This window comes from Kitasatospora sp. NPDC127060 (assembly GCF_042724935.1).
Lineage (GTDB): Bacteria > Actinomycetota > Actinomycetes > Streptomycetales > Streptomycetaceae > Kitasatospora.
The window spans coordinates 22,068-45,410 of sequence record NZ_JBHXEG010000059.1 but is presented as its reverse complement, the minus strand read 5'-3'; the positions used below and the strand labels follow the sequence as shown (position 1 = coordinate 45,410).

Sequence of the window (23,343 nt, the reverse complement as noted above, 5' to 3'; positions counted from 1 at the left end):
TTGCCCGATCGGGCTCCCGGGGTCCCTCAGCGGGCGACCCGGGCGACCCAGGCGGCCGGGGCGTGGATCTCGTCCTTGGTCGGCAGGGTGTTCGGGGACGTCCACACCCGGTTGAAGCCCTCCATGCCGACCTGCTCCACCACGGCCCGGACGAACACCGCGCCGTCCTGGTACTGCCGCAGCTTGGCGTCCATGCCGAGCAGCCGGCGCAGCACCAGGTCGAGCCGGTTCGCCCCGCGGTCGCGGCGCTGCTGGAACTTCTCCCGGATCTCCGCGACCGTCGGCACCACCGCCGGGCCGACGCCGTCCATCACCACGTCCGCGTGGCCCTCCAGCAGCGACATCACCGCCGTCAGCCGGCCCAGGATCTCGCGCTGCGCGGGCGACTGGACGATCTCCAGCAGGGTTCCGGCCGGGGCGCCGTCCCGGCCCTCCCGGCCGCCCGTCCCCGGGAGCCCGCCGCCCAGCACGCCCGCCGCGTCGCGCAGCCGGTCCAGCAGCGCGCCCGGGTCCACGTCCGTCTCGGCCAGGAAGGACTGCACCTCGGACTGGATGTGGTCGCGCAGCCAGGGCACCGCGGTGAACTGGGTGCGGTGGGTCTCCTCGTGCAGGCAGACCCAGAGCCGGAAGTCGGACGGGTCGACGTCCAGCTCGCGCTCGACGTGCACGATGTTCGGCGCCACCAGCAGCAGTCGGCCCGGGCCCGGGCTCTCCGGGCCCAGCCGCGGCTTGTCGAACAGCGCCGCCGGACTGTCCGGCGCCTCCAGCGAGGGCTCGGCCGGGGCGAAGGTCTCGTACTGGCCCAGCACCTTCGTCGCCAGGAACGCCAGCAGCGCACCGACCTCGATCCCGGTGGCCTTCTCCCCCACCGCCCCGAAGACGCCCGCCGTCGCGCTGTTCGCCCGCCGCGCCTGGAGCTTCTCCACCAGCGGCTGGACCACGGTGCGGAAGCCCGCCACGTTCGCCCGCACCCAGCCCGGACGGTCCACCACCAGCACCGGCGTCGCGGTGGCCGCGGCCAGGCTGCTCGACCGCATCCCGGTGAACGCCCGCACGTGCTCCTCGGCCTCCAGCGCGTGCCGGCGCAGCTCGGCGACGACCGCCGCCGCCTCCGCCCGGCTCACCTCCGGCCCCGGCCGCACCAACCTGGTCGCGGTTGCGACCGCGAGATTCCAGTCGACCATGTCAGCCCCGCCACTCGCGCTCGTCATGCCCTCACCGTACGTGCTCACCACCACCGACGGCAGCCATCGGATCCCAACACCGACCCACCCTCCTCCCTGCCCTTCCCAGGCCCCCGTGAACCCGCCCGGCGGCTCCCCCGAAGGGCCCGGAAACCCTCGCCGCCCGGCCGGGCGCGGGAGGGGGTCGGGCTCAGTGGCAGCCGCAGGAGGTGAGGCGGGCGGCGATCCGGTCCATGGCGGCACGAGCGGTGTCGGCGGGGGCGGCGGTGCGGGTCATGACGGCGAAGGCGAGCAGGCGGCCGTCGGCGTCGACGGCGGTGCCGGCCAGGGTGTTGACGCCGCTGAGGGTGCCGGTCTTGGCGCGGATCAGGCCGGCCGCGTCGGCGGCGCCGGAGCCGGAGCCGTAGCGCTTGTTGAGGGTGCCGGTGAAGCCCGCGACCGGGAGGCCGGTGAGCACCGGGCGCAGGGTGGGGTGCTGGTCGGAGCCGGCCAGGGCGAGCAGCTTGACCAGCACGGCGGGCGGGATCTCGTTGTCCGGGTGCAGGCCGCTGCCGTCGTGGAGGACCACACCGGTCATCGGCACGCCGAGCTTGGCCAGCTCCTGGGTGACGGCGGTCGCCGCACCCTCGAAGCTGGCCGGCTGGTGACCGGCGAGGGCGACCTGACGGGCGATCGCCTCGGCGAGCTGGTTGTCCGAGGTGGTCAGCAGGCGCTCGACCAGCCGGGCGACGGTGGGCGAGTCGACCTTGCCGAGGACGGGGGCGTCGGTGGCGGCCGGGGCGGCGGCCGGCTTGGCCTTGCCCTCGACGGTGACGCCCTGGGCGGCGAGCATCGTGGCGAAGGCCGTGGCGGCCGCGCCGGCCGGGTCGGCGACCCGAGCCGGGGCGTCCTCCCTGCTCTTCGGGTCGATCCTCGCCTCGTCCACCATCAGCGGGACGACCAGGGCGATGTTCTGGTTGTCCGGGTTCCGGTGCTGCGGGCTGCCGCTGTACAGGGACAGGTCGTAGTCCAGCTTGACCGTGGTGGTGCCGGCCGCCTTGAGGGCGGTGGCGGTCTGCCGGGCGAGGGCCTCCAGCGAGGCGGGGGCGGTGTCGGCGTCGGCGGGCTGGCCGCCGATCTGCACCTGGTCGGCGGGCAGCGCGGTGAGCGTCGGGTCCCCGCCGCCGACCAGGGTCACGGTGCCCGGGTCCGCGCCGCGGACCACCCGGGTGGTGAGCCGGGTGTCGGCGGGGATCAGCGACAGGGCCGCGACCGTGGTGGCCAGCTTGGTGGTGGAGGCGGGGGTGGCCGGGGTGTTCTCCCCGGAGCCGTACAGGAGTCGGCCGTCGGCGGCGTCCGCGACGGCGATCGTCACGGTGCCCAGGCTCTTGTCGCCGAGGGCGGGGGCGAGCGCCTGCTGGAGGCCCTGCGTCGTGGGAACGGCGGCGGCCTCCGGGCCGCTGCCGGCGGTGGCCAGGACGGCGCCCGCCACGGGCGCCGGGCGCGCGGTCGGCGGAGCGCTGTCACCGGGCGTGGTGCTCCCCGACCCGTTCCGGCGGGCGGGCCCGGTGGAGCTCTGGCCCGGACCGGGCCTGGTCTTCCCGTGGTCACCCTTGCGGCCGTCGCGACCCCCCTGGTCGCCCTGGTCGCCCTGGCCGCCCTGGCCGTTGTCGTCCTCGCCCTGCCCCGCGCTGTGCCCGGCGGCACCGGGAGACGGCTGCGCGTACGCACCGCCCGCGCCCAGCACCGTTCCGGCGACCAGCAGGGCCGCTCCGAACAGTCCGGCCGCCCTCCCCCTGCGACGGCGCACCGCCCCCACCCCAGCTCCCACCGACCGGCCCCTTTCCCGAGCACTCACTCCCGTAGGAGACACTTGGATTCTGTCAGTCCCTACCTTGGAGGAACCGTTGGAGTTCGACGTCCTTATCGAAATCCCGAAGGGCTCTCGTAACAAGTACGAGGTCGACCACGAGACCGGTCGGCTGCGGCTCGACCGGATGCTCTTCACCTCGACCCGCTACCCGGCCGACTACGGCTACGTCGAGGGCACGCTCGGCGAGGACGGCGACCCGCTGGACGCCCTGGTCATCCTGGACGAGCCGACCTTCCCGGGCTGCCTCATCAAGTGCCGCGCCATCGGCATGTTCCAGATGACCGACGAGGCCGGCGGCGACGACAAGCTGCTGTGCGTCCCGGCGACGGACCCGCGCTGGGAGCACCTGCGCGACATCCACCACGTGTCGGAGTTCGACCGCCTGGAGATCCAGCACTTCTTCGAGGTCTACAAGGACCTGGAGCCGGGCAAGTCCGTCGAGGGTGCCAACTGGGTCGGCCGCGCCGAGGCCGAGGCCGAGGTCACCGCTTCGATCAAGCGCCTCGCGGAGCAGGGCGGCCACTGAGCCGTCGTTCCGATCTCGTTCGCTCCCCGTTCGATCGGGGGAGTTCGAGGTAGGTCGGGACAGCCTGGGCCGGGGTCCGCGGATTCGTCCGCGGGCCCCGGCCCCTGTCGTGTCCGGGGGCGATGGCCGTACGGTTTTACCGACAGGCTGTCGGCAAGAGTATCGACTTAGGTTAGCCTAACCAAATCTAGGGCCGATCCCGATCCCAGGAGGCCGCATGACCACGCCCGAGCCCACCCCGTTCTCCGCGGTGCTCCGCACCGCCAGCAGCGAGGAGCACGAGGCCGCGGAGCAGTCCTCGTTCATGAGCCGCCTGCTGGGCGGACAGCTCGGGATCGAGGCCTACGCCGACCTCACCGGCCAGCTCTGGCACGTCTACCGGGCCCTGGAGAGCCGGGCCGGGCAGCTCGCGGACCACCCGCTGGCCGGGCCCTTCATCGACCGGGCGCTGCTGCGCACCGCCGCCGTCGAGCGCGACCTGGCGCACCTGCGAGGCCCCGACTGGCGGGACGGACTGGCCCCGCTGCCGGCCACCACCGCCCTGGTCACCCGGATCGAGGAACTGGCCGCCGAGTGGCCGGCCGGGTACCTGGCCCACCACTACACCCGCTACCTGGGCGACCTCTCCGGCGGCCAGATCATCCGCGGCGTGGCCGAGAAGACCTGGGGCTTCGAGCGCAAGGGCGACGGCGTGCGGTTCTACGTCTTCGAGGAGATCGACAACCCGGCCGCCTTCAAGCGGGAGTACCGGGCCAAGCTGGACGCGGCGGGTGCGGCGATGGACGAGGTGGAGCGGCGCCGGGTGGTCGAGGAGTGCAAGCGGGCCTTCGTGCTCAACGGGGCGGTCTTCCACGACCTGGACGCCGGCTATCCGCTGAGCGCCTGAGGCCCCCGCGCCCAGGGAACCGGCCCCGGCGAGCGGGCGGGGGTGGCGCCGGTCCGGGCGCCGGCCCAGCGCGCCCCGCTGCCGCCGGTTCAGTCCTCCAGCCGGAAGCCGACCTTGAGGTACACCTGGTAGTGCTTGACCCGGCCGTCCTCCAGGTGGCCCCGGACCTGCCCGACCTCGAACCAGTCGAGGTTGCGCAGCGTCCGGGACGCCCTTTCCACCCCGTTGCGGATCGCGGCGTCGACGCTCTCGGTCGAGGACCCGACGATCTCGGTCACCCGGTACACGTGGTCGGTCATGGCGGACTCCCTCAGCTGTGCGACGGCCCCCGGTCCACCGTGCACCGCCCCGGGGCCGCCCGCACCCCGACGGCCGCCGCGACCGCTGCCGGGGCGGGCGGCCGGGGCCGGCCGGACACGTCCTAAAACGCCGCCCGGACCAGCCCGACCGGGGCGCCGCCGCCGAGCAGCGGGGCCGCGCCGATCCGCTCCACGGTGTCGTCCGCGCCGGTCACGCCGAGCCGGCGCAGGGCCGCCGCGAGCACCGGGCCGCGGGCCCGCTCCGCGCCGTCGTCGATCTTGAAGCCGAGCGCCCGGCCGTCCGGCAGCGCGACCAGTTGGACGGCCTCGGCGCCCATCTTGGACAGCGCGCCCGGGACGGCCCGCATCAGCCACGTGTCGGCCCGGCGGGTGCCGGCCACGTACTCGGGGTGGGTGCGCATGGCGTCGGCCACCCGGCGCTGCGCGGTGCCCTCGGCGGCCAGCACCAGGCTGCGGTAGCCGCGGGCCAGGCCGGTGAGCGAGACGGCCAGCAGCGGGGCGCCGCAGCCGTCCACCCCGGTGTGCCCGGGGGTCTCGCCGGTGGCCTCCGCCAGGGCCTCGCGGGCCAGCTGCTGGATCGGGTGCACCGGGTCGAGGTAGCCCTCGGTGTCCCAGCCGTTGGCGACGCAGGCGGCCAGCCAGCCGGCGTGCTTGCCGGAGCAGTCCATCAGGATCGGGGCGCGCCGGCCGCCGGCCGCGAGCAGCAGCTCCGCCTCGGTCTCGTCCAGCGGGAGGTCGGCCGGGGTGCGCAGGGCCGACTCGTCGAGGCCGGCCGAGCCGAGGATGGCCCGCACGCCGTCCAGGTGAAACGATTCTGCAGAGTGACTGGAGGCCGCCAGCGCCAGCAGCTCGCCCTCGATCGCCAGCCCGGCCCGCAGGGTGGCCACCGCCTGGAACGGCTTGGCCGTGGAGCGCGGGAAGACCGGCGCGTCGGGGTCACCGAGCGCGAACTCCACCGAGCCGTCGGCGGCGAGCAGGACCAGCGAGCCGTGGTGACGGCCCTCGGTGAAGCCCGAGCGTATGACCTCGGCGAGCACGGGCGGGTTGGCGGACTGGGACATCGGGAGCCTTCCGGGGGCGAGGGTGTGGGCCGGGAGGAAGCCGGAGTCCCACCCGCCCGCGACGCCTCAGCCGGTCAGAGCGGCCTCTCCGAGAGCAGGTCGTCGACCCGTGCTTCCCCATCACGGTACCTGCGGGTGATCTCCGCATTGCAACCGTCGGCCGTCCGCAGCAGCCGCTGGCGCCGGCCGGACACCTCGCGCTCGTGCGCCCGCAGCCGTTCCAGGGCGGCCAGCAGCTCCTCGGCCGGGTGGGCCGCCAGGTCGGCGAGCTGGACGTCGCCCATCAGGGCGTCCGCCTCCAGCTGCGACTCCTGGGTGCGCGGCGGGCCGAGGGTGACGTGCCGGGCCGAGCGCCGCACGGTGGAGGGCGCGTCGGTCAGGATGGCCGGCAGCCGGTCCAGCAGGTCGCCGCCGGGCTCCTCGCCGGCCGCCCGGGCGGGGTGGGCCGGGCCGCCGCCGGGGCGCCGGTCCAGTTCGGCGCGCAGGATGTCCATCCGCCCGTGCAGCAGCCGCCGCAGGTAGGACAGGTCGGCCTCCTGCTCCAGGGTCTCCCGGCGCAGGACCCGCAGCTGGTCCAGGCCCAGCCGCTCCAGGTCGGGCTCGCCGTCCGGGCCGACCGCCCAGGACGGGCCCCCGGGGGCCTGCGCCACCTGCCCGGAGCGACTCCACGCCGCGCTGCTCGCGTCCATCATCCAGCCCACCTGCCGTCGTCCGATCCCGCCCGCTCGCGGCAGCCCGTCCCTGCCGCCGGCCCGGCCCGTCCCCCGACGGGCTCGCGCGTCCCGTCCGTTGGCACGCCCGGGGGCCCCGAAGGGTTCCACTCCCCGGCCGGGACCACCCGCCGGGGCGACCCCGACAGAACGCCTGACCTACCGGCTCGACCGCCCGGCCGAACCCCGGCCCGGTGCGGCGGACCTTCAGGCGCGCCGGGCCCTTCGTACGACCCCCAGCGTGCCACCCCACCCGGCGCGCGCGCACCGCCCGTGCACCCGAACGGCCCCCCTGGCGAACAGGGGTGGCTGATATGACCGGGCCTTTCCGCAGGAAGAGTGGCGCCCGACCCTGCGCAGGCGCGCGCTGCACGGCGTGCGCCACCCTTTCGTGCGCCCCTGATGTGCGCCCCTGGTGCGCACCTCTCCCCGCGGGGCGGTGCGGCGCTCCGGCACAATGGCGGCATGCGAGCAGTGGTGCAGCGAGTGACCGAGGCCCGGGTGACCGTGGCCGGCGAGACCGTCGGCGCGATCGAGGGGCCCGGCCTGTGCGTCCTGGTCGGCGTGACCCACGAGGACACCCCGGCCAAGGCGGCCCAACTGGCCCGCAAGCTCTGGACGCTGCGGATCCTGCCGGCCGACGACCAGGGCGTGGAGCAGAGCTGCTCGGACATCGGCGGCCCGCTGCTGGTGATCAGCCAGTTCACCCTCTACGGCGACACCCGCAAGGGCCGCCGCCCCACCTGGAACGCCGCCGCCTCCGGCCCGGTCGCCGAGCCGCTGGTGGACGAGGTGGTCGCCCAACTGCGCGTGCTCGGCGCCAAGGTGGAGACGGGCAGGTTCGGCGCCGACATGCAGGTGGCGCTGGTGAACGACGGCCCGTTCACCGTCCTGGTCGAGGTCTGAGCCAGAGAACCGCCGAGCTCCCGGGCCACCGGACTACTGCGGGACGATCACGTCCTGGGTGCCCGGCACCGTCCCGGCCAGCAGCACCGCGTCCACCGGGACGTTCCGCTTGACGATCGCCAGCGCGATCGGGCCCAGCTCGTGGTGCCGGGCCGAGGAGGTCACGAAGCCCAGCGACCGCCCGTCCGGGTCGGAGGCCAGCCGCACCTCGGTGCCGTGCGGGGGCAGGGTCTCCTCGGTGCCGTCCAGGTGCAGGAAGACCAGCCGGCGCGGCGGGCGGCCCAGGTTGTGCACCCGGGCGACGGTCTCCTGACCGCGGTAGCAGCCCTTCTGCAGGTGGACGGCGGTGCGCAGCCAGTCCACCTCGTGCGGGATGGTCCGGTGGTCGGTCTCGAAGCCGAGCCGGGGGCGGTGGCCCTCGATCCGCAGCGCCTCGTACGCCCAGACCCCGGCTGCCGGACCGTACCCGGCGGTGAGCTTCTCCAGCTCGGCGCGCGGCACGAACAGGTCGCGCCCGTACGGGAGTTCGCGAACGGCGGCGGCGCCCTCGACGGAGCCGGTGGAGCCGGCCGGCAGGTGCACCACGGCGTACTCGGGGGTCGCGTCGGCGACCTCCACCCGGTAGAAGAACTTCATGCTCTCCAGGTACCCGACCAGCGCGCCCTGGGTGCCGGGCTCGACGTGGGCCCAGGTGGTGGTGCCGTCGTCGACCAGGTAGAGCGCGTGCTCGACGTGTCCGTTCGGGGAGAGCACCAGCGCCTCGGTGGCGTGCTGCGGCTCCAGCCCGCTGACGTGCTGGGTGAGCAGCAGGTGCAGCCAGGCGAGGCGGTCGGCGCCGGTGACGGTGACCACGCCGCGGTGCGAGAGGTCGACGAAGCCGGTGCCCCGGGACAGGTTCCGTTGCTCGCGGAAGATGTCGCCGTAGTGGGCGGCGACACCCTCGTCGGCCCCCTCGGCGGGGACGGCTCCGGGCAGGGCAAGCAGCGGGCTCTTCTCACCGGTCATACCGGCCAGCTTACGACCGGCCGTCGTCCTGCCCGGCGGCGCAGTCGGCGCAGCGCCCGAAGATGGCGAAGTGCTTGAGGTCGGTGTCGAAGCCGTGCTGCTCGCGCAGCCGGTCGATCAGCGGCTGGGCGATCTCGGTCCCGGTCTCGGTGACCTTCTCGCAGTCCCGGCAGACCAGGTGCAGGTGGTGGTGGCGGCCGGCCAGGTGGTAGGTCGGGGCGCCGTGGCCGAGGTGGGCGTGCGAGACCAGGCCCAGCTCCTCCAGCAGCTCCAGGGTCCGGTAGACGGTGGAGATGTTGACGCCGCTGGCGGTCTTGCGGACGTGGCAGAGGATGTCGTCGGGGGTGGCGTGGTCGAGCACGTCCACGGCCTCCAGGACGAGCTGTCGCTGCGGCGTGAGGCGGTAGCCGCGCTCGCGCAGGTCGGCCTTCCAGTCGCCGGAGAGCTGCCAGTCGGTGGTGCCGGTGTCCGCCACGGTTCTGTCCCTGCCAAGGTCGGGGGTCCTGAGGCAAGTGTAGGGACCGGCCGGGGGCCGGTCCCTACCTCGTGCACGGATTGTGCGGGCCTACTCGGAGAAGCCGGTCACTTGAAGAACGCGATGCCGTCGTCCGGGAGGTCGTTGATGTCCTTGATCAGCTGGGCCGGGCTGAGCACCTTCTTCAGCTGCGCGGACATGTACGGGCGCAGCGGCACGTTCGGGGCGGCCTTCTCGCCGACCCAGAGCAGCTCGCCGTTGACGAAGCCGTACAGCCGCTTGCCGCCGGAGTACTCCGGGGAGCCCTCGATGCGGGCCACCGCGTCGGTGGAGACGTCGACCTGCGGCTTGCCGTCGGCCAGCTCGCCGTACCAGATCTCGACCGTGCCGTCGTCGCGGACGGAGGAGATCTCGATCCCCCGGGCGCCGCTGGTGCCGTCGTGGTTGCTGGTGATGCGCCAGAAGGCGTGCTCGTTCTCCAGCGGACGGACCTTCTCACCCTCCTCGTTCAGCACCCAGGTGCGGGAGCGGAACTCCAGGAAGGGGCGGCCGTCGTGCCGGATCACGATCTCCTGGCCGAAGTTGCACTTCTCCGCGCCGGGGCCCGACTCATTGGGCAGGGGGGCGTACACGCCCGCGCCCTCCCAGGTACCGAGGAGGAAGGCGAGCGGGACGACGTCCCTGTGGAGGTCAGAAGGGATCTCGATCATGTTCCTGGTCGCTGTCGTGGTCGGTGCGGTCTGCCTCAACCGTACGGCAGGGTCAGCGCTGGCCCTGGTACAGCTTCATCACCGAGAAGATGGCGAACCAGGTGATCAGCACGGCCATCAGGGCCAGCAGACCGTCGAAGAAGATTTCCAGACCGGACACGGGGGGCTCCCAGGCGGCGACAGTGTGGTGGATTTTGCTCGCGCTCACTCTATCCGGCGGGCTACGGCCGGTCGCGGTGAGCCCCACCACGTCGGGTTTCGCGTCCCACCGCGTCGGGTTCCGCGCCCCGCCGCGCCGGTTGCCGGGCCGGCCGGCCGGGGCCGCGTCCGGACGCCGTCCAAGGTTTGCCCAAGGGATTCCGCGATGACGGCGGACGGGGCCCGCGCGGCCTCTAAGGTGGCGCCATGTCGAAGAAGCTCGTCATCAAGGTGACCGCCGGGGCGGATGCGCCCGAGCGGTGCTCACAGGCCTTCACGGTGGCGGCCGTGGCCGTCGCCAGCGGGATCGACGTCTCGCTCTGGCTGACCGGGGAGTCGTCCTGGTTCGCCGTGCCGGGGCGGGCGGCGGAGTTCGAGCTGCCGCACGCCGCGCCGCTGCCGGACCTCCTGGAGTCCGTCCTGGCGGCCGGCTCGGTGACCCTGTGCACCCAGTGCGCGGCCCGGCGCGGGATCGAGCAGAAGGACACCGTCGAGGGCGTCCGGATCGCGGGCGCGCAGGTCTTCCTCAGCGAGATCATGGCGGACGGCGTCCAGGCGCTCGTCTACTGACCGCTACGACCGGTCCTCGTGGTCGGGGCGGTCCCGGTCGTGGCCGGGGTCGTCCCACTTCGGGTCGTCCCAGCGCGGGTCGTTCCACCAGTCGTCGTCCGGGTCCCGCTTGTTGGCGAACACCGCGGCGAGCGGCGGGATGACCATCGCGACCACGCAGAGGCCGACCGCCGCGCCCACCGAGAAGAACCGCACCACGCCCCAGGCCAGGACGAACAGGCCCAGGCACACGCCCATCATGGCGTAGTAGTAGCGCCGCCGGCGCCTCGTCTGCACGTCTTCCACGGTACGACCGAGGGCCCCTGCACGGCAGGGGCCCCGGTGTGGTCGTCCGAACCGGTCAGACCGCGATCGCGACCTCGACGGCGGTGCCCTGGGAGGCCACCACCTGACGGTCCACGGTCTGGCCCGGGACCAGCGCGCGCAGGGTCCACTTGCCCGGGCGGGCGAAGAACCGGAACTGGCCGGTCGCCGAGGTGGGCACCTCGGCCGTGAACTCGCCGCCCTCGTCGAGCAACCGGACGTAGCCGTTGACCGGCTCACCGTCGCGGGTCACCGAACCCTGGATGATCGTCTCGTTCGCCACGTCAACTCCTGCCAGGTCCGGGCCGCCGGCCTTCGCACCGCACATGTCTGTCTCCTTCTGACTTACGGGTCGAGCCGGGGGCTCAGTTGTTGCCGAGCTCGATCGGCACGCCGACGAGGCTGCCGTACTCGGTCCAGGAACCGTCGTAGTTCTTGACGTTCTGCTGGTCCAGCAGCTCGTGCAGCACGAACCAGGTGAGCGCGGAGCGCTCGCCGATGCGGCAGTAGGCGATGGTGTCCTTCGCCAGGTCGATGCCCTCGGCCTCGTACAGGGCCTTGAGCTCCTCGTCGCTCTTGAAGGTGCCGTCGTCGTTGGCGTTCTTGGCCCACGGGATGTTGCGGGCGCTCGGCACGTGGCCGGGGCGCTGCGACTGCTCCTGCGGGAGGTGCGCCGGGGCGAGCAGCTTGCCGGAGAACTCGTCGGGCGAGCGGACGTCGACCAGGTTGAGGGTGCCGATGGCGGCGATCACGTCGTCGCGGAAGGCGCGGATCGAGGAGTCGGCGGCCTGCGCCTTGTACTCGGTCGCGGCGCGGGCCGGCACCTCGGAGACCAGGTCGCGGGAGTCCAGCTCCCACTTCTTGCGGCCGCCGTCCAGCAGGCGGACGTCGCCGTGGCCGTACAGCTTGAAGTACCAGTAGGCGTACGAGGCGAACCAGTTGTTGTTGCCGCCGTACAGGACGACGGTGTCGTCGTTGGCGATGCCCTTGGCGCTGAGCAGCGCCTCGAAGCCGGCCTGGTCGATGAAGTCGCGGCGGACCGGGTCCTGGAGGTCCTTCTTCCAGTCGATCCGGACGGCGTTGCGGATGTGGTTCTTGTCGTACGCGGAGGTGTCCTCGTCGACCTCGACGATGACGACCTTCGGGTCGTCCAGGCGGGCCTGGACCCAGTCGGCGTCGACCAGGACGTCACTGCGGCTCATGGTGGTGTTCTCCATCCGGGGGCGGTTGGCGGAAGGTGCTGCTCAACAGGTGCTGCAGGGGTGCCCGAAACGGGTGCGGTCCGAATACCCGTCCGAATGATGGGACGGAGGAGCGAAGCCGGGACGACCGGGCGGGGACTGCGGCGTACGGCGGCGACCAGCGGCCGCAAGGGCTCCACGAGGTCACCGGGGAATCGGCGGCGGGCGTCAACTGCCCTGCCAGGATGCCGACTTAGCGCATTCGACACAGACAGGCGGCCACGCGGCACAGGTCGACCGCCCGCCGCTTCGTGAGATCCGTCTGTCGCTTCATGCCGACGATGCTAGGGACACCGGGGGTCGCCTGTCATCAGCGTATCGAATGGCGAGATCAAAACGATCGAATGTTGGGATTCGCCCCCGCGCCGCCCGACCGGCGCCCAGCCGGGCCCGTGCCGGGCACCCCGCCGCGGCGCACAACGGGCGGAAACGACGCCGCTCCGCGGTCCGCGCTGGACAGCGCGTCTCGCGGAGCGGAACGGGGCGCACCCGGGCCGGGCTCAGCCCAGCAGCTTCACGCCCTTGCCCTCGAAGGACAGCTGGAGTCCCTCCGGCAGCGGCGTCACGCCGTCCTTCGCCGCCAGCTTCAGCCCGGCCGGCATCGAGTCCAGGGTGACGCTGGCCGGCTCGACCTTCCGGTTGGAGAGCCCGGCGAACATCTCGGCCAGCGAGCTCAGCCGGAGGCCGTCCACCGTGATGGTGTTGCCGTCGTTGTGCACGGTGGCCTCGCCGACCGAGACCGGCCCCAGCGAGGCCTTGACCTTGCCCGGCCCGCCGTACGACAGGCTCAGCCGGGAGTTGCCGCCGACCGGCAGCGAGGCGCCGCCCAGCAGTTGGGAGGCCGGGGGCAGCAGCTTGGCGAGGTCCTGGTAGGTGATCACGCCGCTGCCGGTGCCGGTGTCCACCGTGGCGCTGTTCAGGTTGTCGCTCACCTCGACCCCGGAGAGCTTGGCCTTGAAGGAGTGCAGCGCCACCTGCTGGCCGTTGTTCCGCACGGTCAGGCCGTCCGAGGAGATCCGGACGTCGTCGAGCTTCTTCGACACCACCTGGGTGAGGAACGGGAAGCCCTCGATCGTGACGTCCGGCCGCTTGCTCATCTGGCCGCTCTTCACCAACTGGTCGGCGGCCTCGTCCTCGGCCACTCCGACCGCGATCCGGTCCGCGCCCAGCAGCAGCCCGGAGAGCACCGCCACGCCGATCGTCGCCTTCAGCCATCCGCGCATCGTGTCCCCCGTCGTCACCGGTCGCCGTCGTCGCCCGCCGCGGTCCGCCGCCGTCCCGTCCCTGGACCGCCCCGGACGCGGCCCCTACCGCACGACCGTACGACGTCCCGCCCCGGAAGGTGGTTCCGGGGCGGGACGCGGTCGCGGCGGACGGGCTCAGCCGGCCAGCGGGCCGGTGGCCATCCAGATCAGCGGCGCGGCCACCGCCAGCGGCAGCGCCACGCCCGCCGTCATGTGCACGAAGCGGGACGGGAAGTCGTACGCCGCGACCCGGCGCCCGACCAACGCACCCAGCCCGGCCAGCGCACCCAGCGCCACCGGCGCGCCCACCAGGAAGCCCAGCAGCACCGCCGCGACCAGGCCCAGCACCGGGCCCAGCTGCTTCGGCCCGGGCAGCGGCGCCGCCGCCAGCACGGTGGCCAGCGCCACCGCGCCCACCCCGGCCGGCACCCAGTCGGCCAGCAGCAGCGCGGTGCACAGCGCCGTCACCACGGTGGCCGAACCCAGCACGGTCAGCGCGTAGAACCGCTCCTTCGGGTCCGACGGCCGGAACGTCTGCAGCACCAGCACCAGCAGGAAGAACCCGCCCAGCGTGCCCACCACGGCCGCCACGCCGCCGTCCGAGTCCGCCAGCAGCACCGCCGCATCGGCCACGAAGCCGGACAGCGCCGCCAGCAGGATGCCCTGCCGAGCCGGCCACATGCCGTTCAGCCGGAACCAGCCGGCCGCCGTCAGCAGCTGCAGCAGCGCCACCACCAGGGCCAGCGCCACCTGCCCCAGCGCCGCACCGCCGGCCAGCAGCGCGGCCGCGCCGGCCGTGATCAGGGCGGGCTGGAGGCCCGGGTCGATGATCGGCGAACCGGTCCGGCCCTGCGGGCCCCCGGCCCCCGGGGCGGCCGGCACCGGCCGCCCCGGGGGGGCGCCGTACGGCGGGGCGGCAGGGGCGTCCGGGCGCTTGAGCGTCATGGTCGGCGAGTCGAAACCGAGCCCGGCGGCGGGCGGCATCCCGGCGGCGGGCGGCCCGGCGGGCGCGGGGTGGCCGACGGGCGCGGCCTGCCGCGGGGCCTGCTGCGGCACCGGGGCCGCGTGCCGTGCCCGGGACGGCTGCTGCGGCTGCGGCGGCATCACCGGCTGCGGCATCGGCTGATGCCGCATCGGGGGCTGCTGCACCGGCTGCTGCTGCTGCGGCGGCCGGCCGGAGTACTGCGGCGGGGCGACCGGCATCGCACCGGCGACCCGCACCGGCGGCAGCAGGGTGGTCGCCGCCGCGTCGTCCAGCGGCGGGACGGGCGGCAGCAGCGTCGTCGCCGCGTCGTCCAGCGGGGGCACCGGCGGCAGCAGCGTGGTCGCGGCCGGGTCGTCCAGCGGCGGGACGGGCGGCAGCACCGTGGTCGCCGCGTCGTCGTCCACCGGATAGCCGTACGGGTGCTGCGCGTACTGCGGCGGGTACGGCGCCTGCTGCTGCGGATGCGGATGCCGGGGCTGCTGCGGCCAGTCGCCGTAGCCGCCGCCGTCGTTCGGGTAGTTCATGTCCGTCACGCCGCTCAGCCTCCCGCGAACGGCGGGAGGACCTCGACCGTCCCGCCCTCGGTCAGGGCCACGGTCGCGTGGTCCCGGCCGCCCACCTGCGCCCCGTCGACCAGGTACGAGCAGTGCCCGAGCAGCCCGACGAACTTCGGCCGGTCGGCGTGCCGCTCCTTGGCCGCCGCCAGCGCCTCCGCCAGGGTCGCCGCCTCGTACGGCTCCTCGGCCAGCCCGGCCTCGGACTTCGCCGCCGCCCAGTAGCGGATCGTCCCGCGCACCCGGGCGCCGCTGGCGGGCTCGGTGGTCGCGCCCATCGGGCCACCCCTTCCGTTCGTCCTCGCCCGGCCCCGGTGACCCGGTCCGGCTCGCCACCGCAGCGCCGTCCGACCACCCGAACGATGGACCCCGACAGCGCCGCCGATGTGGGTCCCATGATGGCCTGTCCGCCGGTCCCGGCGGCAATCGCCCCGGCCGGGCGGGCCCGCGGCGGCGCTCGAAGCTGTGTCCAGACTCACCCGGCGTGCGCCCGCATTGGGCGAACCGCCGGATTCGCGCACTCCCGGCGCGGAAGGCGGTCGGCTATCCTCATGGACCAAGAGGGATCCGGGCAGAGTCGCCCCCGGGTCCTTTTGTGCTTTCAGGACGCCAGTACGGACGTTCGTGCGATTCGCCGGCCCACCCCCGGCGTGCCGCAGGGACCGCCCCGCCTCTCGCGGCACAAGGACGTGCCGGGTCGGCGGGGTGACGCCACCCGGCGCCGGGCCGCCACCCGGAACCGGACCAGACCGGAGGGTTCGCGGGATGAGCAGGGCAGGAACGGTGCACCAGGGGTTGCGGGACCCCCGGCCCGTCGAGCGCTCCCCCGACCCCGCCCGGGCGTCCTTCCCCCTCCCCTCAGCACTTGCGCCCTCCGGCTGCGGCGGCAACCGTGGCGCTACCGCGACGACCCGGAAAGGGGACCACCGGGTATGAGTTCACTCCTCCTCCTCACCAACGCACTGCAGCCGTCCGCCGAAGTGCTGCCGGCCCTCGGCCTGCTGCTGCACAACGTCCGGGTGGCCCCCGCCGAGGGAGCGGCCCTGGTGGACACCCCCAGCGCGGACGTCATCCTGGTCGACGGGCGGCGCGACCTGCCGCAGATCCGCAGCCTGTGCCAGCTGCTGCGCTCCACCGGCATCGGCTGCCCGCTGATCCTGGTGGTCACCGAGGGCGGCCTGGCCGCCGTGACCGCCGAGTGGGGCATCGACGACGTCCTGCTGGACACCGCCGGCCCGGCCGAGGTCGAGGCCCGGCTTCGGCTGGCGCTCGGCCGCCTCCAGGTCGTCACCGACGACAGCCCGATGGAGATCCGCAACGGCGACCTCTCGGTCGACGAGGCCACCTACTCCGCCAAGCTCAAGGGCCGGGCACTCGACCTCACCTTCAAGGAGTTCGAGCTGCTCAAGTACCTCGCCCAGCACCCCGGCCGGGTCTTCACCCGGGCCCAGCTGCTGCAGGAGGTCTGGGGCTACGACTACTTCGGCGGCACCCGCACGGTGGACGTGCACGTCCGCCGGCTGCGCGCCAAGCTCGGCGTCGAGAACGAGCAGCTGATCGGCACCGTGCGCAACGTCGGCTACCGCTTCGTCGTCCCGGAGAAGGCCGAGAAGAGCGAGCGCCCGGAGCTCGCCCAGCGCCCCTCGGCCCCGCTGGAGGCCTGACCTCCCCGCCGGACGAGCCGGGCGGGCCGTCCCCCGCCCGGCTCGTCCGGATTGCTCCCGGTGCGCCCCCGGAGCGGCCCCAGGTCCCACTGCCGCCCCGGGGACCACACGCGTAGACTCGCCCCGTGGCCAAGGTGACGCGCGACGATGTAGCCCGACTGGCTGGGACCTCGACCGCGGTCGTCAGCTACGTGATCAACAACGGTCCGCGCCCGGTCGCGCCCGCGACCCGGGAGAAGGTCCTCGCGGCGATCGAGCAGCTCGGCTACCGGCCGAACAGCGTCGCCCAGGCGATGGCCTCCCGGCGGACCAACCTGATCGGCATGGTCGTCCCGGACGCCCGCCAGCCCTTCTTCGCCGAGATGGCGCACGCCGTCGAACGGGCCGCCTCCGAGCGCGGCAAGCTCGTGCTGATCGGGAACTCCGACTACGTCGACGACCGCGAGGTCCACTACGTCCGTGCCTTCCTCGGCATGCGGGTCTCCGGCCTGATCCTGGTCAGCCAGGGCCCCTCGCAGCGCGCCGCCGAGGAGTTCGCCGCGATGGAGGGGGCGAAGGTCGTCCTGCTGCACCGCCGTCCCGAGGCGATCGACGACGTCGCGGTGGTCACCGACGACGTCGGCGGCGCCGAGGCCGTCGTCCGCCACCTGCTGGAGGAGCACGGACACCCGTACGTGGCCTGCTTCGGCGGCCCGGTGGAGTCCCCCGCGCCCGGCGACCCGGTCATCGACCACGTCGAGGGCTGGCAGCGCGCCATGGACGCCCACGGCATCCCCACCGCACCGCACCTGATCGACGCGCCCTTCCACCGCTACGGCGCCTACGAGGTCGCGCTCGAAGTGCTGCGCTCCCCCGACCGGCCGCGGGCGGTCTTCTGCTCCACCGACGACCAGGCCATCGGCGTGCTGCGGGCCGCCCGCGAGGTCGGCCTGCGCGTCCCCGAGGACCTCGCGGTGGCCGGCTTCGACGACGTGCCCGAGGCCGCGCTCGCCGACCCGCCGCTGACCACCGTCGCCTCCGACCGCGACGCGATGGCCCGGGCCGCCGTGGACCTGGTGCTGGACGACTCCCTGATGGTGCCCGGCTCGGACACCGAACGGGTCCGCAAGTTCCCGTCCCGCCTGGTCATCCGCCGTTCCTGCGGCTGCGACGGCGCCGCCCCCGGCCGGGCCGCCCAGGAGTAACCGGAGCGGAACCACCGGTTCCGCCCCATCGGCGGCCTGACCAGGCTTTATGAGAACCCAACGGGGTTCTCGGCACGTTCTGAGCCGCTTCTCATCCGGTCCTCATCCACCAGGCGGAGCTTGGTCGGCATGAGCGAACAGCGGCACAACCCCAGCGAGCAGTACGGCCAGTACGAGCCCCGCGTCATCGAGGGCACCGTGCTGGGCTCCGACACCGGCGGCACCGACCCGTACGCCGGGTACGGCCACCGCGCGGGCGGCACCGACCCGTACGCCGGGTACGGCCACCGCGAGGGCGGCACCGACCCGTGCGCCGGATACGGCCACCGCGAGGACCACTCCGACGGCGCCTTCGGCGCGACGCCGCCCCCGCCGCCCATGCCGCCCGAGCCGCCCACCCTGTTCGGTCACCCCTCGGGCCCTGAGGGCCCCGAGGGCCCCGAGGGCCCCGGCGACCACGGCGGCCGGGCGCGGCGCGGACTGCTGCGCGGGCGGCTCGCCCTGGTGACCGCCGTCGCCGCGATCGCCGCCGTGATCGGCGGGGTCACCGGCGGGATCATCGCCGCCGACCGGCAGTCCGCCGACACCCGGGTCGGCACCATCGCCAGCCCCGTCTCGGCCCGTACCGACGGCACCGCCAACGTGCCCGCCGTCGCCGCCGCCGTCTCGCCCAGCGTCGTGCAGATCACCGTCAAGGACCGCACCGGCACCGCCACCGGCACCGGCGTCGTCCTGAACACCGACGGCCGGATCCTCACCAACTTCCACGTGATCGCCACCGCCTCCGACGGCGGACAGATCACCGTCACCTTCAAGGACGGCTCCACCGCCTCCGCCACCGTCACCGGCACCGACAAGAAGCTCGACGTCGCCGTGATCACCGCGAGCGGCGCCAAGAACCTCACCCCCGCCGTCCTCGGCGACTCCTCCACCACGGCCATCGGCGACCCGGTCGTCGCCATCGGCAACCCCGACGGCCTCACCGGCACCGTCACCTCCGGCATCATCAGCGCCGAGAACCGCGACGTCACCGTCCAGCTCGACGAGGGCGCCACCAGCGGCAACGGCGGCTTCGGCCTCCCGTTCCTGCCCGGCCTGCCCGGTACCCGCGGCGGCGGCGCCCAGCAGCAGCAGAACAACGGCGACACCACCACCTACAAGGCCTTCCAGACCGACGCGGCCCTCAACCCCGGCAACTCGGGCGGGCCGCTGATCAACGCCAACGGGCAGGTCATCGCCATCAACTCGGCGATGTACGCGCCCAGCGGATCCAACTCCTCCGGCAGCAGCGGCGCCGGCAGCGTCGGTCTCGGCTTCGCCATCCCGATCAACGACATCAAGCAGGTCCTGCCGAAGCTCGAATCCGGCCAGAGCCTGTGAGCCACAATCCGTAGGAACCGGTAGACGTCCGCGAGGCGGACAATTACCTCCAGTACCTCCAGCAGACCCAGCAGGCCCTCCACCCGACGAGAAAGGGCACCAGCCCATGACCCCGTCCGCCGACGACCGCAGCACCGCCGAGGCCGGCCACCCCTCCGCCCGGCTCCTCGTGGTCGACGACGAACCCGCCCTCCGGGACGCCCTGGAGAGCAGCCTCGCCTTCGAGGGCTACGAGGTCGCCACCGCCACCGACGGCTACGAGGCCCTGGAGTCCGTCGAACGCGACAAGCCCGACCTCGTCCTGCTGGACATCATGATGCCCCGGATGGACGGCCTCACCGCCGTCCGCCGGATGCGCTCCCGCGGCGACACCGTCCCCGTGCTGATGCTCACCGCCCGCGACGCCGTCGGCGACCGCGTCACCGGCCTCGACGTCGGCGCCGACGACTACCTCGCCAAGCCCTTCGAACTCGACGAACTCCTCGCCCGCGTCCGCGCCCTGCTGCGCCGCAACGCCCTCGCCACCGAGGCCGCCGCCCGCGCCGTCGTCGAGGACGACAGCGAGGTCCTCGCCTTCGCCGACCTGCGGATGAACACCGCCACCCGCGAGGTCACCCGGGCCGGCAAGTCCGTCGAACTCACCCGCACCGAGTTCATGCTGCTGGAGATGTTCCTCTCCCACCCCCGCCAGGTCCTCACCCGCGAGCAGATCCTCAAGGCGGTCTGGGGCTTCGACTTCGAGCCGTCCTCCAACTCCCTGGACGTCTACGTGATGTACCTGCGCCGCAAGACCGAGCAGGGCGGCATGCCGCGCCTCATCCAGACCGTACGAGGCGTCGGCTACGCCCTGCGCCCGGCCGCCGGCACCAGCGCGTGAGCACTGTTCCGCCTCCCCCGCCGCTGACGCCGCCACGAGCCCCGCGTCGGCGCGCACGCGTCGTCCAGTGGTTCCGCTCGCGCTCACTCCGCGGCCGCCTCACCTTCCTGAGCGCGGCAGCGGTGGCGGTGGCCATCGCCATGTCGGCGCTGGCCTGCTGGTTCATCGTGGACAAGCAGTTGTACGGACAGGTGAAAGCGGACCTGGCGAGCGCGCCGCCGGCCATGATCGGCAGGAATCTCAATCTGTACGAGACTCCGGAAGCGGCTCTGGCAGCCAACCAGCCCCGTAACAACACCCCGGAGTTCAGCGGGGCCGCACCCCGGGACACCCAGTTCCTCACGTCGAACGGCGTGGGTCTGCCCCCGGGTTCGCCTCGGGCGATCGTGGTCGAGCCGGAGGATGACGCCGCATTCCGGCTCAAGGCCGGTCAGTCCATCATCCGTGACGGCCACTACACGAACGGGGCTCCCGCGCTGGTCCGGCTCTCCCTGGTCCACTACTTCTCACAGCCCACCGTCGTGATGGTCGCCACCCCCACCCAGTCCGTCGAGGACTCCCTCCAGGGCCTCGCCATCCTCCTCGGCGCCGTCTCCCTCGGCGGCATCCTGCTCGCCGCCGTCGCCGGCCGGCTCGTCGCCCTCTCCTCCCTCAAGCCCGTCGACCAACTCACCGACGCCGTCGAGCACATCGCCCGCACCGAGGAGGTCGGCACCACCATCCCGGTGAACGGCGACGACGAGATCGCCCGCCTGTCCACCTCCTTCAACTCGATGAGCACCGCCCTGGCCAACTCCCGCGAGCGCCAGACCCGGCTGATCGCCGACGCGGGCCACGAGCTGCGCACGCCCCTCACCTCGCTGCGGACCAACGTCGACCTGCTGATCCGCAGCAACGACACCGGCCGCCCGCTGCCCCCGGCGACCAAGACCAAGCTGCTGGGCAACATGAAGGCCCAGATGCAGGAACTCACCGTGCTGATCGGCGACCTGCTGCAGCTCTCCCGCCCCGACACCCCCAAGGCCGGGCCGAACCTCACCGTGGTCGCCCTGCACGAGATCGTCGGCCGGGCGGTCGAACGGGCCAAGCTCCGCGGCCCCGGGCTGGTCTTCGAGACGAGCACCGAGCCCTGGTACGCGCACGGCGACGCGGCCGGACTGGAGCGGGCCGTGATCAACCTGCTGGACAACGCGGTGAAGTACAGCCCGCCCGGCGGCACCATCGACGTCCGGCTCCGGCAGGGCGTGCTGACCGTCCGCGACCACGGCCCGGGCATCCCGCCGGACGAGCTCCAGTACGTCTTCGACCGGTTCTGGCGCTCCCCGTCCTCACGTCAACTCCCCGGATCCGGCCTGGGGTTGTCGATCGTCGCGCAGAGCGTCCGGGAGGCCGGCGGCGAGGTCACGCTCGGCCCGGCCGCGGACGGCGGCCCCGGCGCGCTGGCGACCGTACGACTTCCCGGCGGCCCCGCCCCCGAGTAGCCGCCGGGAGAACAGCAGGGGCGGGGCGCCCCGACAGCGCCCCGCCCCTCCTCATGTCCGGCTCACGGTCAGTCGACGTCGCTGCCCGGGCCGAGGACCTTGATCCGGTCCTGCGCCGGCGGCTTCAGCGGCGAGCCCGCCGTGCTGTGGGCCGTCAGGTAGGCCGTGAAGACGTCCAGGTCGGAGGCGCCGACGAGCTTGTCGGTGCCGGCCGCGAAGGCCGGGAAGCCGTCGCCGCCGCCGGCCAGGAACTCATTGGCCGCGACCCGGTAGGTGGCGGCCGGGTCGACCGGCGCGCCGTTCAGCCGGATCGAGTCCAGCACGACGCGGTCCGCGCCGGTCTTGCGCATGTCCAGGGTGTAGTGGAGGTTCGAGGACACCTGGAGGATCTTCGGCGCCGCGTCGTTGAGACCGCTCACCTGCTGCTGGAGCGCCTGGACCAGCTGGGCGCCGGTCAGCGTCTTGACCTGCATCATGTTGGTGAACGGCTGGACGGTGAACGCCTCGCCGTAGGTCACCACCCCGTCGCCCTCGCCGCCGGAGGCCTTGTAGACCAGGTCGGAGCGCAGGCCCCCAGGGTTCATGAAGGCGACCTGGGCCCCGCCCTTGCCGACCGGGGCGAGCCCCTCCAGCTGGGCGTCGGCGATCACGTCGCCGAGCGGCTTCTCCAGGTCGGCGCTGCCGCGGCCGTTGACGTCCGCGGAGATGTAGCCGATCGGGCGGTTGGCCTTCGGCGCGGCCAGCTTGGAGTAGTGGTCGATCAGCGCCGTCATGTCCGGGGCCTTCTCGACCGTACGGCGCACCACGTGGTTCTCGGCCTTGACCGACGGGCGGACGATCTCGCCGGTGGTCTTGTCCAGCTTCATGTCGATCTCGGTGAACAGCCGGCCGAAGGAGGCGGCGCTGGTCACCGAGCGCGGCACGCCGGCGGGGTCGGGGATGGTGCAGGCGTACGCGTTGTGGGTGTGGCCGGTGACGATGGCGCCGACCGCGGGGTCGATCTGCTTGGCGATGTCGACGATCGGGCCGGAGATGCCCTGACCGGCCGCGCCGCAGTCGTAGTTGTAGACGCTGCTGGCCGGGTACCCGCCCTCGTGGATCAGCGCGACGATCGAGTTGACGCCCTTGGCCTTCAGCTCCGCGGCGTACTTGTTGATCGTGGTGACCTCGTTGGCGAACTTCAGGCCCTTGACGCCCTCGGCGGTCACGATGTTCGGCGTGCCCTCCAGGGTGACACCGATGAAGCCGATCTTCACGCCCTGCGACTTGGTCACCCAGTACGGCGGCAGCAGCGGCTTGCCGGACTTCTCGTCGGTGACGTTGGCCGACAGGTAGTTGAAGTTGGCGCCCTTGAAGGTGCGGCCGGGCTCGTAGCAGCCGTCAGTCGGGTGGCAGCCGCCCTCCTGCTTGCGCAGCAGCTCCGCCGCGCCCTGGTCGAACTCGTGGTTGCCGACCGAGGTGACGTCCAGGCCCAGCTTGTCCATCGCCTCGATGGTCGGCTCGTCGTGGAACAGCGCCGAGGTGAGGGGGCTGGCACCGACGATGTCGCCGGCCGCGACGGTGATCGAGTCGTCGGCCGGGATCCGCGCCTTGCGCAGTTCGGTGGCCAGGTACTCGATGCCGCCGGCCGGGGTCGACACGACCTGCCCGGTGGCCGGGTCGACCTCCTTGATCGTGCCGGAGGAGCCGGCCGGCGGCTCCAGGTTGCCGTGGAAGTCGTTGATCGCCAACAGCTGGAGGTTGACGGTCTTGTGACGCTTGGCGTTGGCGTCGGCGGCCTGGGCGGCCGTCGGCACGACCACCGTGCCGAACAGACCTGCGGCGGCGACGACGGCGAACGCCGACCGTCGGGATCTGACGGTGAGCATGAGAGGTTCCCCTGCACCTTGGAGGAGCACGCGGCGGCGGAGCGCAGCGGCGTGCGGGCGATGTGTTGCGCGAGTGCAGCCTAGGGTCAACGCGCGTAGCTGTCAGGAGGTCGGACGTAACGAGAGGATTACCTGCTGACGAACCATCGCCACCGGAGC

General features: G+C 73.3%; 25 protein-coding genes. 9 read left to right on the top strand and 16 right to left on the bottom strand.

Annotated elements, in window-relative coordinates; all coding sequences use genetic code 11:
- Positions 1 to 26: 26 nt before the first annotated feature.
- Positions 27 to 1,211 carry a zinc-dependent metalloprotease gene (locus ACFWIS_RS28000; RefSeq protein ID WP_380461718.1) on the bottom strand — a complete coding sequence of 395 codons (1,185 nt, stop codon included), beginning with the start codon at positions 1,209 to 1,211 and terminating at the stop codon, positions 27 to 29.
- Positions 1,212 to 1,374: 163 nt separating this feature from the next.
- Positions 1,375 to 2,973: a D-alanyl-D-alanine carboxypeptidase/D-alanyl-D-alanine-endopeptidase gene (gene dacB, locus ACFWIS_RS27995; RefSeq protein WP_380461717.1), complete on the bottom strand. Its 1,599-nt coding sequence runs from the start codon at positions 2,971 to 2,973 to the stop codon at positions 1,375 to 1,377.
- Between the two features lie 97 nt (positions 2,974 to 3,070).
- Between dacB and ACFWIS_RS27990 the strand changes: the two genes are divergently transcribed.
- Together ACFWIS_RS27990 and ACFWIS_RS27985 are read left to right on the top strand one after the other, a co-directional pair.
- Positions 3,071 to 3,562: an inorganic diphosphatase gene (locus tag ACFWIS_RS27990; protein ID WP_030244505.1), complete on the top strand. Its 492-nt coding sequence runs from the start codon at positions 3,071 to 3,073 to the stop codon at positions 3,560 to 3,562.
- 217 nt (positions 3,563 to 3,779) lie between these two features.
- On the top strand, positions 3,780 to 4,448 hold the full coding sequence (locus ACFWIS_RS27985; RefSeq protein WP_380461716.1) for a heme oxygenase (biliverdin-producing): 669 nt from the start codon (positions 3,780 to 3,782) through the stop codon (positions 4,446 to 4,448).
- 89 nt (positions 4,449 to 4,537) lie between these two features.
- Here the strand turns inward: ACFWIS_RS27985 and ACFWIS_RS27980 are convergent, their stop codons facing one another.
- From ACFWIS_RS27980 to ACFWIS_RS27970, 3 genes are all read right to left on the bottom strand, one after another.
- Entirely contained in the window at positions 4,538 to 4,747 is a 210-nt protein-coding gene (locus tag ACFWIS_RS27980) for a dodecin (RefSeq protein WP_380461715.1), read from the bottom strand.
- A gap of 122 nt (positions 4,748 to 4,869) precedes the next feature.
- Complete coding sequence (locus tag ACFWIS_RS27975) at positions 4,870 to 5,829, bottom strand: asparaginase (RefSeq protein WP_380461714.1); 960 nt, start codon at positions 5,827 to 5,829, stop codon at positions 4,870 to 4,872.
- 74 nt (positions 5,830 to 5,903) lie between these two features.
- Complete coding sequence (locus ACFWIS_RS27970) at positions 5,904 to 6,521, bottom strand: ABC transporter substrate-binding protein (RefSeq protein ID WP_380461713.1); 618 nt, start codon at positions 6,519 to 6,521, stop codon at positions 5,904 to 5,906.
- 483 nt (positions 6,522 to 7,004) lie between these two features.
- Here ACFWIS_RS27970 and dtd point away from each other — a divergent pair, with 483 nt between their 5' ends.
- Positions 7,005 to 7,445, top strand: coding sequence for a D-aminoacyl-tRNA deacylase (dtd, locus tag ACFWIS_RS27965; RefSeq protein ID WP_380461712.1), 441 nt, complete (start codon positions 7,005 to 7,007; stop codon positions 7,443 to 7,445).
- A 33-nt stretch (positions 7,446 to 7,478) separates the two neighbouring features.
- Here the strand turns inward: dtd and ACFWIS_RS27960 are convergent, their stop codons facing one another.
- From ACFWIS_RS27960 to ACFWIS_RS27950, 3 genes are all read right to left on the bottom strand, one after another.
- Positions 7,479 to 8,450 carry a YgfZ/GcvT domain-containing protein gene (locus ACFWIS_RS27960; RefSeq protein WP_380461711.1) on the bottom strand — a complete coding sequence of 324 codons (972 nt, stop codon included), beginning with the start codon at positions 8,448 to 8,450 and terminating at the stop codon, positions 7,479 to 7,481.
- A gap of 10 nt (positions 8,451 to 8,460) precedes the next feature.
- Positions 8,461 to 8,925, bottom strand: a complete 465-nt coding sequence (locus ACFWIS_RS27955) for a Fur family transcriptional regulator (RefSeq protein ID WP_380461710.1) — start codon at positions 8,923 to 8,925, stop codon at positions 8,461 to 8,463.
- Positions 8,926 to 9,032: 107 nt separating this feature from the next.
- Entirely contained in the window at positions 9,033 to 9,635 is a 603-nt protein-coding gene (locus ACFWIS_RS27950) for an FABP family protein (RefSeq protein WP_380461709.1), read from the bottom strand.
- A gap of 405 nt (positions 9,636 to 10,040) precedes the next feature.
- On the opposite strand from ACFWIS_RS27950, the gene ACFWIS_RS27945 reads away from it, so the two are divergent.
- Positions 10,041 to 10,403, top strand: coding sequence for a DsrE family protein (locus tag ACFWIS_RS27945; protein WP_380461708.1), 363 nt, complete (start codon positions 10,041 to 10,043; stop codon positions 10,401 to 10,403).
- A gap of 3 nt (positions 10,404 to 10,406) precedes the next feature.
- On the opposite strand, the gene ACFWIS_RS27940 is transcribed toward ACFWIS_RS27945, so the two are convergent.
- The 7 genes from ACFWIS_RS27940 to ACFWIS_RS27910 all read right to left on the bottom strand — a co-directional run bounded on the left by ACFWIS_RS27940 (position 10,407) and on the right by ACFWIS_RS27910 (position 15,008).
- The gene (locus ACFWIS_RS27940) at positions 10,407 to 10,679 is read right to left on the bottom strand and encodes a DUF3099 domain-containing protein (RefSeq protein ID WP_380461707.1); all 273 of its coding nucleotides are present in this window, start codon (positions 10,677 to 10,679) and stop codon (positions 10,407 to 10,409) included.
- A 64-nt stretch (positions 10,680 to 10,743) separates the two neighbouring features.
- Positions 10,744 to 11,034 (bottom strand): DUF1416 domain-containing protein, encoded by a 291-nt coding sequence (locus ACFWIS_RS27935; protein ID WP_030059605.1) that lies wholly within the window; start codon positions 11,032 to 11,034, stop codon positions 10,744 to 10,746.
- 37 nt (positions 11,035 to 11,071) lie between these two features.
- Positions 11,072 to 11,908, bottom strand: coding sequence for a sulfurtransferase (locus tag ACFWIS_RS27930; RefSeq protein WP_380461706.1), 837 nt, complete (start codon positions 11,906 to 11,908; stop codon positions 11,072 to 11,074).
- A 232-nt stretch (positions 11,909 to 12,140) separates the two neighbouring features.
- Complete coding sequence (locus tag ACFWIS_RS27925) at positions 12,141 to 12,221, bottom strand: Ms5788A family Cys-rich leader peptide (protein WP_350517234.1); 81 nt, start codon at positions 12,219 to 12,221, stop codon at positions 12,141 to 12,143.
- A gap of 226 nt (positions 12,222 to 12,447) precedes the next feature.
- A complete protein-coding gene (locus ACFWIS_RS27920; protein ID WP_380461705.1) occupies positions 12,448 to 13,170 on the bottom strand; it encodes a DUF2993 domain-containing protein in 723 nt (240 codons plus the stop codon).
- 156 nt (positions 13,171 to 13,326) lie between these two features.
- Positions 13,327 to 14,709, bottom strand: coding sequence for a hypothetical protein (locus tag ACFWIS_RS27915; RefSeq protein WP_380524026.1), 1,383 nt, complete (start codon positions 14,707 to 14,709; stop codon positions 13,327 to 13,329).
- A gap of 5 nt (positions 14,710 to 14,714) precedes the next feature.
- Complete coding sequence (locus tag ACFWIS_RS27910; protein WP_380464106.1) at positions 14,715 to 15,008, bottom strand: MoaD/ThiS family protein; 294 nt, start codon at positions 15,006 to 15,008, stop codon at positions 14,715 to 14,717.
- Positions 15,009 to 15,662: 654 nt separating this feature from the next.
- On the opposite strand from ACFWIS_RS27910, the gene ACFWIS_RS27905 reads away from it, so the two are divergent.
- The 5 genes from ACFWIS_RS27905 (at position 15,663) to ACFWIS_RS27885 (ending at position 21,316) form a co-directional block, all read left to right on the top strand.
- The gene (locus tag ACFWIS_RS27905; RefSeq protein ID WP_380464104.1) at positions 15,663 to 16,394 is read left to right on the top strand and encodes a response regulator transcription factor; all 732 of its coding nucleotides are present in this window, start codon (positions 15,663 to 15,665) and stop codon (positions 16,392 to 16,394) included.
- Between the two features lie 125 nt (positions 16,395 to 16,519).
- The gene (locus ACFWIS_RS27900) at positions 16,520 to 17,578 is read left to right on the top strand and encodes a LacI family DNA-binding transcriptional regulator (RefSeq protein WP_380461650.1); all 1,059 of its coding nucleotides are present in this window, start codon (positions 16,520 to 16,522) and stop codon (positions 17,576 to 17,578) included.
- A 129-nt stretch (positions 17,579 to 17,707) separates the two neighbouring features.
- Entirely contained in the window at positions 17,708 to 18,958 is a 1,251-nt protein-coding gene (locus tag ACFWIS_RS27895; protein WP_380461649.1) for a S1C family serine protease, read from the top strand.
- A gap of 106 nt (positions 18,959 to 19,064) precedes the next feature.
- Positions 19,065 to 19,835: a response regulator transcription factor gene (locus tag ACFWIS_RS27890; RefSeq protein ID WP_380461648.1), complete on the top strand. Its 771-nt coding sequence runs from the start codon at positions 19,065 to 19,067 to the stop codon at positions 19,833 to 19,835.
- A 122-nt stretch (positions 19,836 to 19,957) separates the two neighbouring features.
- Positions 19,958 to 21,316 carry an ATP-binding protein gene (locus ACFWIS_RS27885; protein WP_380461647.1) on the top strand — a complete coding sequence of 453 codons (1,359 nt, stop codon included), beginning with the start codon at positions 19,958 to 19,960 and terminating at the stop codon, positions 21,314 to 21,316.
- A 68-nt stretch (positions 21,317 to 21,384) separates the two neighbouring features.
- Here ACFWIS_RS27885 and ACFWIS_RS27880 read toward each other — a convergent pair whose 3' ends face one another.
- Positions 21,385 to 23,184, bottom strand: coding sequence for a bifunctional metallophosphatase/5'-nucleotidase (locus tag ACFWIS_RS27880; RefSeq protein WP_380461646.1), 1,800 nt, complete (start codon positions 23,182 to 23,184; stop codon positions 21,385 to 21,387).
- Between the last annotated feature and the right edge of the window lie 159 nt (positions 23,185 to 23,343).

Excerpts from the sequence above, each read along its gene's own strand:
- ACFWIS_RS27895 (WP_380461649.1), top strand. The coding sequence starts at position 17,708 with ATGAGCGAACAGCGGCACAACCCCAGCGAGCAGTACGGCCAGTACGAG.
- dtd (WP_380461712.1), top strand. The coding sequence starts at position 7,005 with ATGCGAGCAGTGGTGCAGCGAGTGACCGAGGCCCGGGTGACCGTGGCC.
- ACFWIS_RS27910 (WP_380464106.1), bottom strand. The coding sequence starts at position 15,008 with ATGGGCGCGACCACCGAGCCCGCCAGCGGCGCCCGGGTGCGCGGGACG.
- ACFWIS_RS27935 (WP_030059605.1), bottom strand. The coding sequence starts at position 11,034 with ATGTGCGGTGCGAAGGCCGGCGGCCCGGACCTGGCAGGAGTTGACGTG.
- ACFWIS_RS27985 (WP_380461716.1), top strand. The coding sequence starts at position 3,780 with ATGACCACGCCCGAGCCCACCCCGTTCTCCGCGGTGCTCCGCACCGCC.
- ACFWIS_RS27925 (WP_350517234.1), bottom strand. The coding sequence starts at position 12,221 with ATGAAGCGACAGACGGATCTCACGAAGCGGCGGGCGGTCGACCTGTGC.
- ACFWIS_RS27970 (WP_380461713.1), bottom strand. The coding sequence starts at position 6,521 with ATGATGGACGCGAGCAGCGCGGCGTGGAGTCGCTCCGGGCAGGTGGCG.
- ACFWIS_RS27950 (WP_380461709.1), bottom strand. The coding sequence starts at position 9,635 with ATGATCGAGATCCCTTCTGACCTCCACAGGGACGTCGTCCCGCTCGCC.
- ACFWIS_RS27945 (WP_380461708.1), top strand. The coding sequence starts at position 10,041 with ATGTCGAAGAAGCTCGTCATCAAGGTGACCGCCGGGGCGGATGCGCCC.
- ACFWIS_RS28000 (WP_380461718.1), bottom strand. The coding sequence starts at position 1,211 with ATGACGAGCGCGAGTGGCGGGGCTGACATGGTCGACTGGAATCTCGCG.
- ACFWIS_RS27905 (WP_380464104.1), top strand. The coding sequence starts at position 15,663 with ATGAGTTCACTCCTCCTCCTCACCAACGCACTGCAGCCGTCCGCCGAA.
- ACFWIS_RS27975 (WP_380461714.1), bottom strand. The coding sequence starts at position 5,829 with ATGTCCCAGTCCGCCAACCCGCCCGTGCTCGCCGAGGTCATACGCTCG.
- ACFWIS_RS27960 (WP_380461711.1), bottom strand. The coding sequence starts at position 8,450 with ATGACCGGTGAGAAGAGCCCGCTGCTTGCCCTGCCCGGAGCCGTCCCC.
- ACFWIS_RS27890 (WP_380461648.1), top strand. The coding sequence starts at position 19,065 with ATGACCCCGTCCGCCGACGACCGCAGCACCGCCGAGGCCGGCCACCCC.
- ACFWIS_RS27920 (WP_380461705.1), bottom strand. The coding sequence starts at position 13,170 with ATGCGCGGATGGCTGAAGGCGACGATCGGCGTGGCGGTGCTCTCCGGG.
- ACFWIS_RS27980 (WP_380461715.1), bottom strand. The coding sequence starts at position 4,747 with ATGACCGACCACGTGTACCGGGTGACCGAGATCGTCGGGTCCTCGACC.
- ACFWIS_RS27930 (WP_380461706.1), bottom strand. The coding sequence starts at position 11,908 with ATGAGCCGCAGTGACGTCCTGGTCGACGCCGACTGGGTCCAGGCCCGC.
- ACFWIS_RS27880 (WP_380461646.1), bottom strand. The coding sequence starts at position 23,184 with ATGCTCACCGTCAGATCCCGACGGTCGGCGTTCGCCGTCGTCGCCGCC.